This is a genomic window from Bacillus infantis (genome assembly GCF_008180445.1).
GTDB classification, from domain to species: domain Bacteria; phylum Bacillota; class Bacilli; order Bacillales; family Cytobacillaceae; genus Bacillus_AB; species Bacillus_AB infantis_B.
This window is the reverse complement of the sequence record NZ_VTER01000005.1, coordinates 261,922-278,830: the sequence shown is the minus strand read 5'-3', so window position 1 is coordinate 278,830 and position 16,909 is coordinate 261,922. Positions and strand designations below refer to the sequence as shown.

Here is a 16,909-nt window from a genome sequence, read left to right as displayed (position 1 = left end):
GGGGTGGCGAATGGCGAAGTTGACTTTGGATGGTTTGTATGAGGAGTATGCGAGGGATGTGCTGCGCTATTTGCTGTCTCTGTCTGCGGATCGGGCTACTGCGGAGGATATGATGCAGGAGACGTTTTACCGCGCGTATTTGCATATTGAAGATTTGCATGATGAGAAGGTCAGGCCGTGGCTTTTCCGGGTTGCTCAGAATGCGTATATAGACCATATCCGGAAGCGGAAGAAAGAAAGCATTACATCTGATGAGTTTTTCACTGGGCTGAAGGACAATGGAGCATCTGTGGAGCATCTCGTTTTTCAGCAGGAAAAGCTAGGCGAGGTGATAGTACGGATGCAGAGGCTGCCGGAGCCGCATAAGCAGGCATTGCTTCTTGTGACCGTGCATGATTTTACATACAGGGAAGCGTCAGAAATCTTAGGTGTATCAGAATCCAATACAAGATTGCTGGTGTTCCGGGCGAGGAAGAAGCTGCGCGATTTTGAGAGGGGTGAAGAAGATGAGTGAGGATTTTAAGAAAAAGCTTGAGGATTATAGTAATGGGCTGCTTTCTAAGGAAGAAACTGAAGAAGTGGAAAAAGAATTGGATAAAATGGAATTATATCAATCCTATTTAGATTCATTGATGGGTTCGGAAGAGGAACCGGAAAAGGGACCTTCACTTGAGAAGAAGCTGGTAAAGAAAGGAAAGTGGAAGGCCCGCCTGCAGAATGCGTGGACGGCTTTATCGCTGCTTCTGCTGTTTCTGATTGTCGGCTGGGTTACCTCGGCTATTTTTTATTCTTGGGGAAGTCCCAGCCGTCAGGACGTTTATTCGGATGTCATCAAGGCGGCTGTTGAAACGACCCAGCCGAATATAACAATCGGAAGCACCTCGATGAACGGCGGTGTTTTTACCATGGACTATGAGGGCGAGCTTCGGAAGATGATAGGAAGGGAAAGCGAAACGGTGGTGCAGTTCCAGACGAAATTCCTGTTTGGCTTTTTCACTGTCGATCTGCCGGATAGCCTTTCAGAAAGACCATTTTTCTTTTATCCGGAGAACGTTGTGAATTATAGAATCCAGGATGGTTTCGATCAGCTGGAAAAATTACCCGAAGGAACGGTCTCGGAATTGTATATCACCTTCACAGATTATATGAGCACAGACGAATTTTTGAAAAAGATGGAAGATAAAGAGATGATGCCCGTCTGGATGGCTGCGGATACAGGGCGGGAAAACGAGCGTGAGAGCAATCCGATAGGACCCTCTGAGCCCTTTGGATTCCCGTATATGGGTTATGGTTTCAGGTCTGACTTTAAGACAGTATCAAAAGAAGAGAAAAAAGGATTATTAGGAGGATATTCGGCAGAGACCAGCGAAACAGAAAGCATGAAGTCATATGGAGACGGTGAAAAAAGGGAAGCGGAATTTTTGAAGGCCCTTCACTTGATTGAGGAATACCGGGGCAGGACCGAGCATCTCCACTGGCAATCAAAAGAAGAGCTGATAGCCAAGATCGATTACGTTGAAAAAAATGGCGTCCGGCTCTACGGTGCAGTTGTAACCGGCCCATCGAAGGAACTCTTGAAGCTGAAAGAGGAAGATTGGGTGGGGAGCGCGAAGATAGGGGAGAAGAGGCTGTGGAATTGGTAGGGGAGCGGTGGCAGGGATGCCTCGAGAGCCAGGGGGACAGGTCCCTCGGCCCGTTTTGAGAATGGGCCAGGGGGTCTGTCCCCCCGGCCCATAAGGGAGGATGGGACATGAAATTAAGCAATTTTAAAAATGCAATTGATGCCACGATTCTCGACAGAGGGCATGATTATTATATAGACGGGCGCCTGGAGCATATAGAAACCAATGCTGAAAATAAGTATTTTTTCCAAGCGGAGGGGACGGATATGTATGAGGTTTGGGTAGAGATTGAGGAAGATGGGGAGATTGCCGATTCGGAATGTGATTGTCCCTATGACTATGGCCCGATCTGCAAGCACCAGGCTGCAGCTTTTTATCAGCTGGCGGGAATGTTGGATGGAGTTAGGACGGAACAAAGGGCAGTGAAAAAAACTGAGAAAGTTCCGGTTCTGAAAGATATCCTGACTGATTTATCAAAGGAAGAATTAATTCACATCATCATGGAAGCGACCTTTCATGATAAAGGGCTTGAAAGAAAACTCTTAATGAAATATGTAGAGGGGGACAGTGAACAAGAGCTGAAGGCATGCAAAAAGCTGATCAAGGATATTGTGAGGGAGTATAAAGGCAGGGGCGGGTTTATTACTTCCAGAAACGCTGGCCGGTTTACGGTTGAGCTGGAAACAGTCCTCGAAAAAGCGGGTGATGTCAGTGATCCGGAGCTGGCTGCAGATATTTCTTTGTTACTTCTGGAGGAAGCTATAGCTTCCTTTCAATATACAGATGATTCAGATGGGGACGTTGGTTTTCTAATCAAGGGGACTCTCGAGAAGATTGAGGAAATCGCCATGGATGCTGCTGGAAGTGACCAGGGGGAAGTGGTGTTCAACAAGCTATTGAAGGCTGCAAATAGTAACATGTTTGATGGCTGGGACGAATTCCAGATTGACCTTCTCCAAATTTGTCTGATATTTGCCTCGACTGATTATTATAGAGAACAATTAAGAAATATTATTGAGTCCCAGCTACTAAGAGAAGCGCCGGATGATAGGTATTCGAAATACAGGAAGGAAAACCTGCTTCAGCTGTTATACCAGCTGCTTGATCAGTATGGGCCGGCAGAGGAAGCGATGAAGTTTATGCAGGAGCATCTGCACTTTTCCTCCTTTAGAAAGCAGCTGCTGGAGAAATATCTGGAGGAAAGCCATTATGAAAAAGTCATCGAAGTTTCTTTGGCTGGAGAGGACCAGGATAGAGAGTATCCTGGACTGGTAACCAATTGGAAGGAATACCGGTACAAAGCGTATAAAGACCTTGGAAGGAAAGAAGAGCAGCAATCATTGGCGAGAGAGATGTTTTTAGATGGCGACTTTGGCTTGTACGGGGAGCTGAAAGAGCTTGGAAAAGAGAATGAACGGTTTTATGAGGAGCTTAAGGAAGAGCTGAAGGGGAATAATAGATGGCTTAGTGAACGCCTGCTGCTTCAATTGATAGAAAAGGAAAACGATACGGAAGAGCTTATGATCTTTGTCCGGAAAAATCCCAGCTATATTGAAAGATATGCCGGAAAGCTCGCAAAACATTATAAGGAAGAAGTTACCGGGATATACAGAGCATATATCTATAATGAATCAAAATCTGCATCCAACCGAAGCCAATATCGGGAAGTTTGCCGGAAGTTAAATAGTTTCAAGAAAATTGTCGGAAAGCCGGAACAGGCTGAAATTATTGAAACGCTGATGGAAGATAATAAAAGAAAGCCGGCGTTTTTGGATGAGCTGGAGAAGATACGGTGATGTGAGCCAGGGGGACAGACCCCTTGGCTCGTTTTCAGACTGGGCCAGGGGGTCTGTCCCCCTGGCTCAAGGGAAGGAGGTCAAGCATGGGACAAGAGAGAGGTTTGAATCGCATACATATTTTGTTTGGGGAGTCCCCTGCTGGATCTTTGAAAAATGCCTTTAGGGATATGGGTATTTTTGAGCAGGAGAGGGTTTTGTTTTTTAGGGACATTTTTTCAGTTGGTCCTGTCTGGATGCTGCATGAAGAGAGCGGGAGAGAAAACAGGATGGAATGGATGAAGGATTTAATCAGAGATGATTATGAGGAATATCCTGAATATCAGGAAAAGTTTGAGAAGACGATCATACAGATACAGGATATACCTGAAGGCTCGCATGTCATTATCTGGCATGCTGATAATGCCCACGAGCAGACGGGATTGCAGTTTGTTGTGTATCTTTTGATGGAAAAGGATATAGATATTACAACGATTAACACAACAGAAGCATATGAAGAACTGTTTCCTGATAAAAAAGAGAAATTTACCCCATTGCATACAGGTGAAATATCCCCAGAGATGCTTAAGCTGATTTGGGAAGGTCCACATGGAAAAAGGTTAACAGACCATGATAGAGAACATCTGGAAAAAGAGTGGCTGACACTTTCAGAAGATAGAGCAAATCTAAGGGTATGGAGAAACCAGGTGATCCACAGCTTTCCGGAAGACTACTATGATACATTTATAAAAAGCAGAGCCAAAAAGATGCATGCCAAGCAAAAGGAAAAGGACTTCATGAAATCAGCAAGGCTGATTGGCGACGTGCTTGGGCGTTTGGATCAGTATGTAGGGGATGGATTTCTTGAATACCGATTGAAGAAAATGATAGCAGCAGGCGTATTCGAGGCGGAAGGCAGCCTGCTGGCGATGAGGTTTTATAGTGTGAGGCTGCGCCAGGGGGACAGGTCCCTTGGCTCGTTTTGAAAGTGGGCCAGGGGGTCTGTCCCCATGGCTCAAAAAGGAGTTGTCATTCATATGCCAGATTTATCTCATGGCGAAATAAAAGCTATTTTGAGGGGCGCAGATGAAATCATTCTTCAGGGAGGCAGGACACTTCTTGCCAAGATTTTGAAGGGTTCAAAAGAGAAAAAGGTGCTGAAGCTTGGAGTGGACAAGTCCCCTGTTTACGGTTATTACCGGGCAGAAAAGCTGGAAGAAGTGATGGGGAAAATTGACTGGATGCTGGACCATGACTTTCTGGATATAGAGTATCAGGGGAAACTCCCGATGATTGTGTTTACGGAGAGGGGCTGGCTGATTGAAGCTGACCAGATGGCCGATGAACTGATCTATGAATGGAAGGACTGGATCCACCAGGGAGTACTGGAACCGGATATGCTGTATTTAAAGGATCGGAACCGCGGGATGATCCTTTTGATGTTGGAAAAAATCAAGGAATCCGGAAACAAAGAATTTATCCCTTACTTGCGGTTATGGGAAAAAAATGAATATAAAAAAGTCCGCGCCGCAATTAGGGAAACCATTAATCTGCTCGAAGATAATAAGCAGGAGGATGGCAAGGCAGCCAAGGAACGAAAAAGGATACTGGATGAAGCTTTATTAGGTTCAGCTCCTCAAGATCTTCTATTAAAATGCTATGAGTGCGGAGATAGATTCACTTTTTCTATCGGTGAACAGCAATTTTTTAAACAGAAGGGTTTTGCATTTCCGAAGAGGTGCAGCGGATGCCGGGAATCACGCGAGTTGGAAAAGTTTTTCGATAGGGAGCATTAGGATTGTAGATAAGGAGCAATAGCAATTGGGAAAGAAGAAAAAGCACGGGCATTTTTGCATAGGATGCGGCATGGATAAGCCTAATGAAAAGTTTAGCGGGAAGGGCCACAGGCAGCATATTTGCAAGGCTTGCAAGAGAGCGGGGAAAACAGGAATGGTTTTCTCTACTTCTGAATACGACCGAGAAATGAATAGGTTAACCAGGGCAATCAGAAAGTGCATGATTTTGTATACAGAGAGAATGAACTTTTTCTTATTCGAATATAAGAAAGAACTATATATCACAAGAGAAGAGTTTGATTCTGAGATTTTTGTGTATCAGGCAAATAGGCAGCAGGATTTTATTGTGTCAGAATCCTTATATCAATATGAATCTCTGCTGGAAGTCTTATATAGCAAATACTATACTGCGATGGAAAACGGGCAGAGTGTAGAATATGCCCATTTAATAGAAGAAGATGATGATCCAGAAATAACCTTGACCCAAAAACAAAGGCATTATAAGACTATGATTCTTTCAATCAATAATCTGGAATGAGCCATGGGGACAGGTCCCTTGGCCCGTTTTGAGACTGGGCCAGGGGGTCTGTCCCCATGGCTTCTAACTAGGAGGCGAAATAAGTGAAAAAGATCATTCTCACGACTGAAAGCGGCGCTGATTTGCCGGCTGATTTAACTGAAAGGTATAACGTTCAGGTGGTTCCGATGCACATCGTAATGGATGGGAAGGATTATTTGGATGGCCATCTGCCGGTTGAAGATATTTATGATTATTATGCACGGACGAAAAAGATCCCTTCCACGACGTCAACGAACTCTTATGAATACGAGGAGTTTTTTGCGAAGATAAGAGAGGATTATCCGGATTGCATCATTATCCATATTGGATATACAAGCAAAGCTTCTTCTTCTTTTCAGAATGCCGTAATCGCAGCGGAAGAGTTTGAAGATCTATTCCTGATCGATGCACTGAATGTGACAGGCGGATTGGCTGCCGTTGTCATTTACGCAGCAGAACAGCTGGAACAGGAACCTGGCATTGATCCTGCAGCCCTGGTTGGTAAAATTGAAAGCATCGTGCCAAAGTCCAGGCTGGCTTTCATCCCGGGCAGCCTGGATTTCTTAAGAGCGGGCGGGCGCGTAAGCAATATGGCGTACCTTGGCGGGACACTTTTAAAAATAAAACCTTGCATAGAATTGGTAGACGGAAAGCTCGTCTCAACGAAAAAATACCGCGGAAAGATGAGCACTGTGGCTGAAAAAATGATGCAGGATTATTTAAATGATTACAAGATCGACAGAGAGCAGCTTTACTTCATTTACTCAATCGGCCTTGATGAAAACATCAAGAAGCGGATGGACGAAATCGCCGAAGAAGCTGGATTCAAAAACGTTAAGTGGATTCAAGCAGGCGGCATGATCTCCACCCACTCTGGCGCCGGTGGTTTTGGGGTGGCGGGATTAGAAGAGTGAGCCAAGGGGACAGGTCCCTTGGCTCTTTTTTTAGATTGGGCAAGGGGGTCTGTCCCGGCGGCTCTCTCCCCCTGGTCTTTGAGATTGGGCAAGGGGGTCTGTCCCCTCGGTTCACTAACAGGTATAATTAGGAAATAGAGGGGGGAACATGTTGATCATCCCAAATAAAGTGAATGCTGATTTACCTGAGGATATTAGTAGAAACGATTTTCTGTCAATTGTTGATTGGTTCGAGAAGCATCAGCGGTCTCTTTACATATTAGGCTGGTCTTATCTTAGGAATCAGCAGCATTTGGAAGAGCTTTTCTACCAGACTATATTAAAAGCACAGAAGGATTTTCCAAAAATAAAAAGCAAAACAACATTTGATACATGGGTAACAAAGGTTTTTATACATAAGTGCCGGGAGCTTGCTGCAACCGTGAGTTTAGAAGCTTCAGAGGAAAGTGATGTGCATCGGGAATTATTCAACGCGCTTAATCAGTTAAATGGGCAAGAGAGAGAAGCACTTGTTTTTACCTATTTAAGGGGACTGTCTGCTGAGGAAACAGCCAGCCTTCTTCAGCTTTCCGTTATAGAGGTAAAGGAGCTGCTGGTTTCTGGAATCCAGTCGCTCAGAAATGGACTTAGGCATGGGGAGCATTTTAATGGCTGTGTGGAGTACCAAAAGTTTTACTTAGATTATCTTGGGCGGAACATGGACAGACCGCTAAAGATTGATTTCGAAAAGCATATTTATCATTGCCTGGACTGTCAGGGTGATCTGGCTTCTTTTCAGGAAGTGACATTACAGCTTGCGGAAACCCTTGAGGAATTCCAAGTGCCGGCCGGATTTATAGAGGGCATCAGCGAGCGTATTGCTGAAACAGAAAAACACAGGCAGCAAAAGGCTGGCAGATGGAATAGAATTGCTTTTACTGCTGCGAGCATCTTTGTTTTAGTTGTGTGTACCGGATTTTTTACAGGGGCATATGCGAAGGTTTATTATTCCTGGACAGAAGAAGATCCGGAACTGCGTGCTTTTTTGCAGGAAGGCCTTGGTCAAAGGCTGAACTTGGAAGCAGAGAATAACGGGGTAAGGATAAAAATTAAGAGTGTGATTGCTGATGAGTTTCAGACGCTTGTTTTTTATGAAATTGAAGATATGAAGGAAAGCAATCAATATTGGATAGACTATGAAGATGGGGTTACTGTTGTAGATGAAAGGAAAATCATGAGTGAGCAATTCTATCCTGAGTACGAGCCTCCTGACTTGGAGTCGGATTTAAACAGGAAGGAACAGAGCGTTTATCATGGAAAAATGAGTCTGAGGCCACTCAAAGAGGATAGCGGGACAATCAAATTAAATATTGATCAGTTACTGAGGTTACCGGATGTTTCCTCTGTTCAGAACGCGTTTAATTCTTATGGGAACGCAGGTTATGAAAAAGGAAAGTGGAACTTTGAAATTCCTGTCAGCAAACTTCCTTCCACCGAGTATGAGATGGATGAAGAAATTGTTGTTGAGGGGGTTACCGTTTGGCTGAATAAGCTGACCCTTGCACCAACATCAACCATTCTAAATTATGGAATCAGAAATAACTTGCCCGAAAAACGGTTAAATAGCATTAATTTTGATCAGCTGGAAGTTAATAATAAGAAATTGAAATCTGACCTATATGGCGGCATGACCAGCTCAGATTATGCTTACCAAGCACAATTTGAACCTCTATTTGAAAAGAAAACAGACCAGTTTAAGATTTATTTGGATATGGCGTATTTATCTTTTCAAGATGATAAAGTTGTTAAACTGGACGCTGAAAAAGAATATCCTCAAACTTTCGAATATGCGGGCAGCACCATCTCGATCGACAAGTTTCAAATTGGGCATCCAACCACTATCGTCATAAGCAATCATGATGTCAAAGATCGAGCATATGACTCGCTTAATATTAATATTGTACCTGAGAAAGAAGAAGATATTTCAATCGAGATTGGAACTGAGGGTGTCCTCGTTGATAAAAATGGAAAAGAACATGATATGACTAAAATAACACCTTCTGATTTTGAAAAACTTAAGACACCTCGTTATCTGACTACAGTAGAAAGCATCAAGATACATGAAAAAAATGTGATACCCAAAGCACTTGAGATCTATGGGTATAGAGCAACGAAATATCTGGATGACGTTTTTGAGATTTTGCTGAATTGAGCCAAGGGGACAGGTCCCTTGGCTCTTTTTTGAGATTGGGCCAGGGGGTCTGTCCCCATGGCTCACTAGCAGGTATAATTAGGAAATAAAGGGGGGAACAAGTTGATCATCCCAAATAAAGTGAATGCTGGTTTACCAAATATTATTCAAAATGATTTAGAGTCGATTGTTCATTGGTTCGAGAAGCATCAGCGGTCTCTTTATGTGCTTGGCTGGTCTTATCTTAGGAATGAGCAGCAGCTGGAAGAGCTCTTTTACCAGTCCATTCTGGAAGTACAAAAGGATTTTCCTAAAGTAAAAAGCAAATTGTCATTCGAGGCAAGGGTGACAGCAACTTTTATACATAAATGCAGGGAGCTTGCGGCCGCAAAAATCACCGAGATCTCACAAGAAGGCGGCCAGCATGATGAGCTATTCCAGACTCTTGGCCAGTTGAACGGGCAGGAGAGAGAAGCTCTAATTTTTACCTATATTAAAGGACTATCGATAGATGAAACAGCCGGTCTGCTTCAGATTTCGCAAGAACAAATGAAGGATCTGCTGGCTGCCGGAATCCATTCTTTAAGAGAAAAGCAGATTCGAGGGGAACAATTCAATGGCTGCCCGGAGTATCAGAGGTTTTACTTGGATTACCTCGAAAGAAACCTCGAAAGGCCAGAGAAGATTGAGTTTGAAAAGCATGTGTACCACTGCCAGAAGTGCCAGGCGGATTTGGCTTCTTTTCAGGAAGTGATATTGCAGTTTACGGAAACTCTTGAGGAATTTCAGATGCCGCCCGGGTTTATGGAGGGCGTCAAGGAACGTATTGGTGAGACGGAAAAAGGCAGGCAGCAAAAGATTGGTAAGCGCAATAGAAGAACTTTTATTGCTGCGGGCGTCTTTGCTTTAGTTATGTGTACCGGATTTTTTACAGGAGCTTTTGCTGACGTTTATTATAAGTGGACAGAGGAAGACCCGGAGCTGCGGGCTTTTCTCAAGGCAGACCTGGGTGAAAGGCTGAACCTTGAAGCGGAGAGTAATGGGGTTAAAATCAAGATTAAGAGCGTGATTGCTGATGAGTTTCAGACGCTGCTTTTTTATGAGATAGAAGATACAAAGGAAAACAAACAATATGTTATTAATTATGGTGATGGTGTTTCTGTGAAGGATGAACGGAAGGTCTTAAGTACGGATATCTATCCCCAATACCTGCCCCCTGACCCGGATTCAGAATTAAATAAGAAAAAGCAGAATGTCTTCCATGGAAAAGTCAGCCTGCCGCCGCTTAAAGGGGATAGCGGGATGCTCAATCTTGAAGTATCAAAATTAGCTAGAATCATGGGTGATTCCTCTGCCCCTGCTGTTAAAAGGGGAGACTGGAATATAAAAGTGCCTGTAACCAAACTGCCTTCAACAGAGTATCCAATGAAAGACATAGTAAATATTGAAGGAATCCCTGTTCAGCTGGAAAAACTGATCATTGCGCCAACATCAACCGTTCTGCAATATATTATCAAAAACGAACAGGAAGAGAAAAGGATAGACATGATTGATTTTGTCCATCTGAAAATGAACGGCAAAAAGCTGAAGGTGAATCCATATGGCGGCGGCTATGCAGCAGGTTCATGGGATAGCTACCAGTCATACTTTGACCCTATATTCGAAACTGAAACAGATGAAGTGGAAATTCACTTTAATAGGGCCTATCTATCCATAAATGATTATAAAACCATTGCCCTCGATGCTTCAAAAACATACCCGCAAACCTTTGATTATGCCGGCAGCACAATCACAATTGAAGAGATGGACATCGGACGGCCTACTACAATAGCCATCAGCAATTATGAAATCAAGAATCGGGCGTATGAGTCGCTATACTTCAACATCATGACAGAAGAAGGCGACAATCAATCCATGAATATGAGTTCTGAAGGAATCTTTGTTGATGAGAATGGCGAAGAATACGACATGAACGAATTAACGAATGCCGTCTATATGGAACTCGAAAATCCCCGTCATTATATTACTGTCGAAAAAATAGAAATACCAGGGGACAACATAATCCCTAAAAACCTGGAAATCTTCGGATACAGCACAACCAGAAAATTGGATAATGTTATACATGTAAAGCTGGATAAATGAGCCAGGGGGACAGACCCCTTGGCTCTTTTTTGAAACTGGGCCAGGGGGTCTGTCCCTGTGGCTCAAATAAGGAGAATGCCGAATGATTAGAAATGCTGTTGGGGCCATCGTATTCCAGGGAGAGGAATACCTTTTGGTTCATAAGGTTAAAAGAAGTGCTTTAAAACCTTCGGAAGGACATATGAAAGGGGAGTGGGATTTCCCTAAGGGCGGGGTCGAGGATAGCGATGAAGATCTTAAGGCCGCAATCTTAAGAGAGCTGGCAGAGGAAACAGGATCTGCTGAATATCGGATTATAAGGCAGCTGGAGGAAAAGATCTGTTTTAATTTTGATAAGGAGTTTGCTGAGAAAACAGGCTGGAGCCGGCAGGAAACGGTGATGTTTGTTGTTGAGTATGTGGGGGATAGTCTGATTTGAAGGCAGAGGACAGCGAGATTAATGAAGTTGAATTTGTTAGGAGGGATGAGGTCCTGGAGCGGCTGGCGCATGGGGAGAGTAAGGCGTTTTTTGCTGAGGTGTTTTGAGCCAAGGGGACAGACCCCCTGGCTCAAACCGAGCCAAGGGACCTGACCCCCTGGCCCAACCCCCTGGCCCCCAAAAAAACCGCCCCTCCCACCTCACCGCACCCCCAACAACCCCCGATTAATCACCCCGTTAATAATCTCCGCCATCTCCCTCGGAGTATGGTCCATTCCATTATTGAGCCATTTCTTTATCGCATGGATGCTGCCGCTGATGATGAAGGTGCTGAGGTATTCAGAAAGGTTTTCATCGTACGCGGTGTCGGCGAGCCAGCTGGTCATGAAGACCTGGTGGGCGAACTTTATGACTTTTGTTTCGAAGGTTGTGTTTGTTTTTTCGTTGAGGAGGGTGGTGCATACTTCGTGTTTGCTGGCGAAGTATTCGAGCAGTTTTTCGATCATTTGGAGGGCCTGGTCTTCTTTTTCGAAGTTGTACTGGCTCATATAGCCCTGCATGTCCTGGATGATTTCGTCTTCGATGGTGTCCAGGAGGTCATATTGGTCGGTGTAGTGGGAATAAAATGTGGAGCGGTTGATGTCGGCGAGACTGCAGATTTCTTTGACGGTGATATAGGAGATCTGCTTGTCCTTCAATAGCTTCATGAGGCTGTCTTTCAATACCATTATTGTATATTTTTTGCGCCGGTCCATTTTGGGAGAGGTCATAACCAGATTCCTTTCTTTTTGCGTTTTCCAACACTTTTAAGCATTGTGTCGGGAATACCACGGAAGTTAAAGAACTGTTCGTTGAATAGGCAACACCGTGTTTATATAATGATAAAGTGTATAGAAAAAAAGGGCAAGAGAGGGTGAACACGCATCAATATTGCTGCACGAATACTTAAACATAAAAAAGCCGTTGCCATAACGTTTGCGGTCTTGACTGTGCTTTGCGCCCTGGCGCAGTTCACTGTGTCGGTGAACTATGATATGAAGGAATATCTGCCGGAGGACGCGCAGTCGACGAAAGCCATGGATGTAATGGAGCGGGAATTTGAAGGAAATGTCCCGACGAACCGGGTGATGATGCGGGACATGACCATACAGGAAGCTCTGGCTTTCAAAGAAAAGCTGGCCGCGATTGACGGGGTATCTGATGTCATGTGGCTGGATGATGTGATCGATATCAAGGCTCCGCTAGAGATGGCTGACCAGGGGACGGTAGACGACTATTATAAAGATGGTTATGCCTTGTTTTCTTTCAGCATCCGTGAGGGAGAAGAAGTCCAGATTACTGACCGCATCTATGATCTTATCGGCGAAGATAATGCAATGGCCGGGGAATCGCTGAATACGGCCACACAGCAGAAAATGGCCGGGACGGAATCGATGTATGCGGCCGCCTTTTTGGTGCCGATCATTATTATCATTTTAGTCGTTTCCACGACTTCTTGGGTGGAGCCGCTATTATTCCTGACCGCCATCGGTGTGTCGGTTCTGATTAACATGGGGACGAATATTTTTCTCGGCGAGGTTTCCTTTGTCACCCAGTCGGTCGCGCCGATCCTGCAGCTTGCAGTGTCGCTGGATTACGCGATTTTCCTCCTGCACAGCTTCAACGATTACCGGAAAAAGGTAGGGGATCCGCGGGAAGCGATGGAGCTGGCGATGAAGAAATCATTTTCGGCAATCGCAGCCAGCGCGTCCACAACTTTCTTTGGATTCATCGCTCTAGCCTTTATGGAGTTTGAAATCGGGTCGGATCTTGGCATCAATCTGGTCAAAGGAATTTTACTGAGTTTCATCAGTGTCATGGTGTTCCTGCCTGCACTGACGCTGCTCTGTTATAAATGGATCGATAAGACGCAGCATAAGCCATTGCTGCCATACATCCGCGGCAAGGGGAATTTTGTGCTGAAGTTCCGGGTGCCGGTTCTTTTGTTTGTCGCCATCCTGATTGTCCCGGCCTTTCTTGCACAAAGCAAGACCAACTTCACTTATGGAGTTGGCGAATTGCCGGAGTCGACAAGGGCAGGGAGCGATTTTGCGAAAATTAAAGAAGAGTTCGGGGAAAGCACACCGATGGTCCTGCTTGTGCCGAAGGGGGATACGGCCAAGGAAGAAGAGCTGGTCGGCGATCTGGAAAAGCTTAACCATGTGACGAGTGTCATGGCGTATGTCAACACTGTCAGTGCGGCTGTCCCTCCAGAGTATCTCGACCCCAGCATCACCGAACAGTTCTACTCGGAAAATTACAGCCGGATCATCCTTCAGACAGACACAAAAACTGAGGGAGACGAGGCATTCAAGCTGATCGAGCGGGTCCAGGATACTGCTGAAAAACTGTACGGGGATAAGGTGTATTCCGTTGGGGAAAGCGTGACATTGTATGATATTAAAAACACGGTCAAAAAAGACAACACACTGGTCAATCTATTGACCCTCCTGACGGTTGCGTTCGTCCTGTTTGTAACCTTCAGGTCGATTTCAATTCCGCTGATCCTGCTGCTGACCATTCAGACAGCCGTCTGGATCAATCTATCGGTCCCTTATTTTACAGATTCTTCATTAGTATATGTCGGCTATCTGCTCGTCAGCATTATCCAGCTGGCAGCGACTGTCGATTACGCGATCCTGCTGACAGATGCTTATAAAGAGGACCGGCAGGAAATGTCTGCGCTTGAAGCAGTCAAGAAGACGATGGATGAAAAAATATTCTCCATCGGCATTTCGGCCTCAATTTTATCAAGTGTAGGCTTTATCTTATGGATAACTTCATCAAATCCGATCGTAGCCTCAATCGGGCTGCTGCTTGGAAGGGGAGCGCTCCTGGCCTTGATCATGGTTGTGTTCTTCCTGCCGGCGTGCCTGCTGATCTTCGATAAATTGATCATGAAAACAACATGGAAAGCAAACTTTTATAAGGAGAAGTGATGATGAGGAGAATGAGAAAATTCTTGGCTGTCTTTGCCAGCATCCTGCTCATGATGCCTGCCCTGCTGGTTTCGGCTGATACAGCGGGCAGCAAGTCAGGGGACGAGATTTCCCAGGAAACGGGGGAACTCTCCTCAAAGGACGAAGTGGTGTATGCAAAGCTCAGCCCTGCTGGTGAAAATGAGGAAGTGTATGTGGTTAACATTTTAAATATTGAAGAACCGGGGGAAGTGACTGATTTTGGCCCCTATACAAACCTGAAAAACCTGACGGACATGTCGCCGATTGAGAAATCAGAATCAGCGGTGAATGTGACGGCAGAGGAAGAAGGCAAGTTTTATTATCAGGGTGATTTGAACGCAGCAGCCCTGCCATGGAATGTTTCCATTACCTATACATTGGATGGGCAGGAAACCGCACCGGAAGAATTGGCAGGAAAAAGCGGCCATGTGGAGATTGGGATACAAACCTCCAGAAATGAAAGTGCAGAAGCTTCCTTTTTCGAGAACTATCTGCTGCAGATTTCCTTCCCGCTGAATGGGGAGAAATTCAGCAATATCGAGGCTCCTGACGGGATGCTTGCCAATGCCGGAAAAAATAAGCAGGCCACATTTACTGTGATGCCTGAAAAAGAGGGGAATCTGACACTTGAAGCAGATGTGGCGGATTTTGAGCTCGAAGGCGTTGATATCACAGCCATTCCGTCTTCTCTCCCGATTGATGCACCTGACATCGATGATATGACAGGTGAGATGGATACACTGACAAAAGCGATCAAAGAGGTCAATGACGGAGTGGGGCAGCTGCAGAACGGCGCTTCGGAATTGCATAATGGCGCCGCTAAGCTCAGCGATGGCTCCAGGGAGTACCGTGATGGCATAGCGGCGCTCGATGGTTCCTCTTCCAAGCTGGTCAGCGGTTCCAAGAGCATTGAGCAGGCTTTGCAAAAGCTGAATAGCAGTCTGAGCGCTGGCTCTGGAGACATGGGCCTTGGCGATTTGAAAAAGATGCAGGATGGACTGTCCCAATCCGCAGCCGGCCTGCGGGAAGTGTCCAGGAATCTGGCAGAATTGCAGCAGGCCTTTAGCGCCTCTTACAATAGCTTGAATAAAGCAATGGAAGGCATTCCGAACGCTGAGATTTCCCAGGCACAAATCGAGCAGCTGAAGGTGAGCGGCGCCGATCCGGATGTGGTCGCGCAATTGCTTGAGACCTATACAGCTGCTCAAAATGCCAAAGGAATCTTTGCTGCTGGGCAAGGCAGCTTTGCCGCTGTCAGCGGGACTTTGCAACAGGTCAGTGGTTCTCTGACAGGAATGGCCAAGAATCTGGATTCAATGGCCGCGGGACTCTCGCAGGCTCTGAACAGCTCAGATGCTGCCGATGCAATGGCCCAGCTGCAGGCAGGCGTTAATGCCCTTGCCGCCAATTACGAATCCTTCCATTCAGGGTTGGTGGACTATACTGGCGGAGTGAGCAGGCTGGCCGGTTCTTATCAAGGACTGCATAACGGCATTGCAGGCATTGCTGACGGAACAGGGGAAATCGCAAGCGGGGCATCAGCACTTCATGGCGGGACTGCTGAACTGTATGAAGCAACCAGGGACCTGCCGGAACAAATGAAGGAAGAAGTTGAAGGCATGCTCGAAGAATATGACAAGAGTGACTTCATACCGGTATCCTTCGTCTCAGCGCAAAACGAAAAGGTCAACTCTGTTCAGTTTGTGCTAAAGACAGAAAGCATTAAACAGGAAGAAACAAAAGAGGTTGAAAAGCCTAAAGAAGAGCCGAAAGGGTTTTGGGCTCGTTTGAAGGCGTTGTTTTCATAGGAGTGAGCCAAGGGGACAGGTCCCTTGGCTCTTTTTGATATTGGGCCACGGGACCTGTCCCCATGGCTTCTATTTCTATACCGAAACATCTTGTAAGATATAGGCATATTAGCTTATTATAATGGTAAGTTAAAATATGGAAGGAGAAAAAATAAAATGAAAAAATCTTGTATTCTAGTCATTACATCTTTATTGTTCTTTAGTGTTTCTTTCTCTATAAACGCAGAAGCAAAAACAACGAGTGCTCCCAAAACCTATAAAAACTGCACAGAATTAAACAAAGATTATAAAGGTGGAGTAGCCCGTTCTTCTTCTGCGAAAAACAAGGGCGGAAAGACAAAATATAAACCATATGTATCCCAGGCTTTGTATAATGCAAATAAAACCAAGGACCGGGATGGCGACAATATAGCTTGTGAAAAATAAAAGCCAAGGGGACAGACCCCTTGGCTCTTTTTAATACTGGGCCACGGGACCTGTCCCCCTGGCTCCGCGGTTTAAATTGGAAGTCTGACCATTTATCCTTTAAAATTAAATAGATAAATGATACAGGCAAATTCATCGAAAGGTGAAGACGCAAAACTATAGGGGCTAAAGCCAAAAGGCTATGTCTGCCAGTTACCGATTCATCTTTATGGACGATAGGCTAATCGGTTTTGGTTGGTCTATTTTTTATGCTGAAGGATTGAGGAAAATGAAGAGGGAC

General features: G+C 45.2%; 13 protein-coding genes, 1 pseudogene and 1 riboswitch. Of the genes and pseudogenes, 13 read left to right on the top strand and 1 reads right to left on the bottom strand.

Annotation, left to right across the window (positions count from 1 at the left end; translation table 11 throughout):
- The first annotated feature begins 10 nt into the window (after nucleotides 1-10).
- From FZD51_RS11035 to FZD51_RS10990, 10 genes and pseudogenes are all read left to right on the top strand, one after another.
- On the top strand, nucleotides 11-514 hold the full coding sequence (locus FZD51_RS11035; RefSeq protein WP_148974811.1) for a sigma-70 family RNA polymerase sigma factor: 504 nt from the start codon (nucleotides 11-13) through the stop codon (nucleotides 512-514).
- Nucleotides 507-1,643 carry an anti-sigma factor C-terminal domain-containing protein gene (locus tag FZD51_RS11030; protein ID WP_148974810.1) on the top strand — a complete coding sequence of 379 codons (1,137 nt, stop codon included), beginning with the start codon at nucleotides 507-509 and terminating at the stop codon, nucleotides 1,641-1,643. Before FZD51_RS11035 ends, FZD51_RS11030 begins: the two co-directional genes overlap by 8 nt.
- A gap of 107 nt (nucleotides 1,644-1,750) precedes the next feature.
- Entirely contained in the window at nucleotides 1,751-3,418 is a 1,668-nt protein-coding gene (locus FZD51_RS11025; protein ID WP_148974809.1) for an SWIM zinc finger family protein, read from the top strand.
- Between the two features lie 86 nt (nucleotides 3,419-3,504).
- Entirely contained in the window at nucleotides 3,505-4,383 is an 879-nt protein-coding gene (locus FZD51_RS11020) for a DUF1835 domain-containing protein (RefSeq protein ID WP_262380873.1), read from the top strand.
- Between the two features lie 24 nt (nucleotides 4,384-4,407).
- On the top strand, nucleotides 4,408-5,193 hold the full coding sequence (locus tag FZD51_RS11015) for an RQC-minor-1 family DNA-binding protein (RefSeq protein WP_148974808.1): 786 nt from the start codon (nucleotides 4,408-4,410) through the stop codon (nucleotides 5,191-5,193).
- A 346-nt stretch (nucleotides 5,194-5,539) separates the two neighbouring features.
- Nucleotides 5,540-5,731: a hypothetical protein gene (locus FZD51_RS26145; RefSeq protein WP_187445709.1), complete on the top strand. Its 192-nt coding sequence runs from the start codon at nucleotides 5,540-5,542 to the stop codon at nucleotides 5,729-5,731.
- 83 nt (nucleotides 5,732-5,814) lie between these two features.
- Entirely contained in the window at nucleotides 5,815-6,666 is an 852-nt protein-coding gene (locus FZD51_RS11005) for a DegV family protein (protein ID WP_148974806.1), read from the top strand.
- 148 nt (nucleotides 6,667-6,814) lie between these two features.
- Entirely contained in the window at nucleotides 6,815-8,857 is a 2,043-nt protein-coding gene (locus FZD51_RS11000; RefSeq protein WP_148974805.1) for a DUF4179 domain-containing protein, read from the top strand.
- 102 nt (nucleotides 8,858-8,959) lie between these two features.
- Nucleotides 8,960-10,978, top strand: a complete 2,019-nt coding sequence (locus FZD51_RS10995) for a DUF4179 domain-containing protein (RefSeq protein ID WP_148974804.1) — start codon at nucleotides 8,960-8,962, stop codon at nucleotides 10,976-10,978.
- Between the two features lie 82 nt (nucleotides 10,979-11,060).
- A pseudogene (locus FZD51_RS10990) lies at nucleotides 11,061-11,503 on the top strand (NUDIX hydrolase).
- Between the two features lie 93 nt (nucleotides 11,504-11,596).
- Here the strand turns inward: FZD51_RS10990 and FZD51_RS10985 are convergent.
- Complete coding sequence (locus FZD51_RS10985) at nucleotides 11,597-12,166, bottom strand: TetR/AcrR family transcriptional regulator (protein ID WP_262380872.1); 570 nt, start codon at nucleotides 12,164-12,166, stop codon at nucleotides 11,597-11,599.
- A gap of 264 nt (nucleotides 12,167-12,430) precedes the next feature.
- Here FZD51_RS10985 and FZD51_RS10980 point away from each other — a divergent pair, with 264 nt between their 5' ends.
- From FZD51_RS10980 to FZD51_RS10970, 3 genes are all read left to right on the top strand, one after another.
- On the top strand, nucleotides 12,431-14,374 hold the full coding sequence (locus tag FZD51_RS10980; RefSeq protein WP_148974803.1) for an efflux RND transporter permease subunit: 1,944 nt from the start codon (nucleotides 12,431-12,433) through the stop codon (nucleotides 14,372-14,374).
- 11 nt (nucleotides 14,375-14,385) lie between these two features.
- The gene (locus tag FZD51_RS10975) at nucleotides 14,386-16,203 is read left to right on the top strand and encodes a YhgE/Pip domain-containing protein (protein WP_262380871.1); all 1,818 of its coding nucleotides are present in this window, start codon (nucleotides 14,386-14,388) and stop codon (nucleotides 16,201-16,203) included.
- A gap of 156 nt (nucleotides 16,204-16,359) precedes the next feature.
- Nucleotides 16,360-16,629 carry an excalibur calcium-binding domain-containing protein gene (locus FZD51_RS10970; protein ID WP_148974801.1) on the top strand — a complete coding sequence of 90 codons (270 nt, stop codon included), beginning with the start codon at nucleotides 16,360-16,362 and terminating at the stop codon, nucleotides 16,627-16,629.
- Between the two features lie 115 nt (nucleotides 16,630-16,744).
- A riboswitch (cyclic di-GMP riboswitch) is annotated at nucleotides 16,745-16,829 on the top strand.
- Nucleotides 16,830-16,909 lie beyond the last annotated feature (80 nt).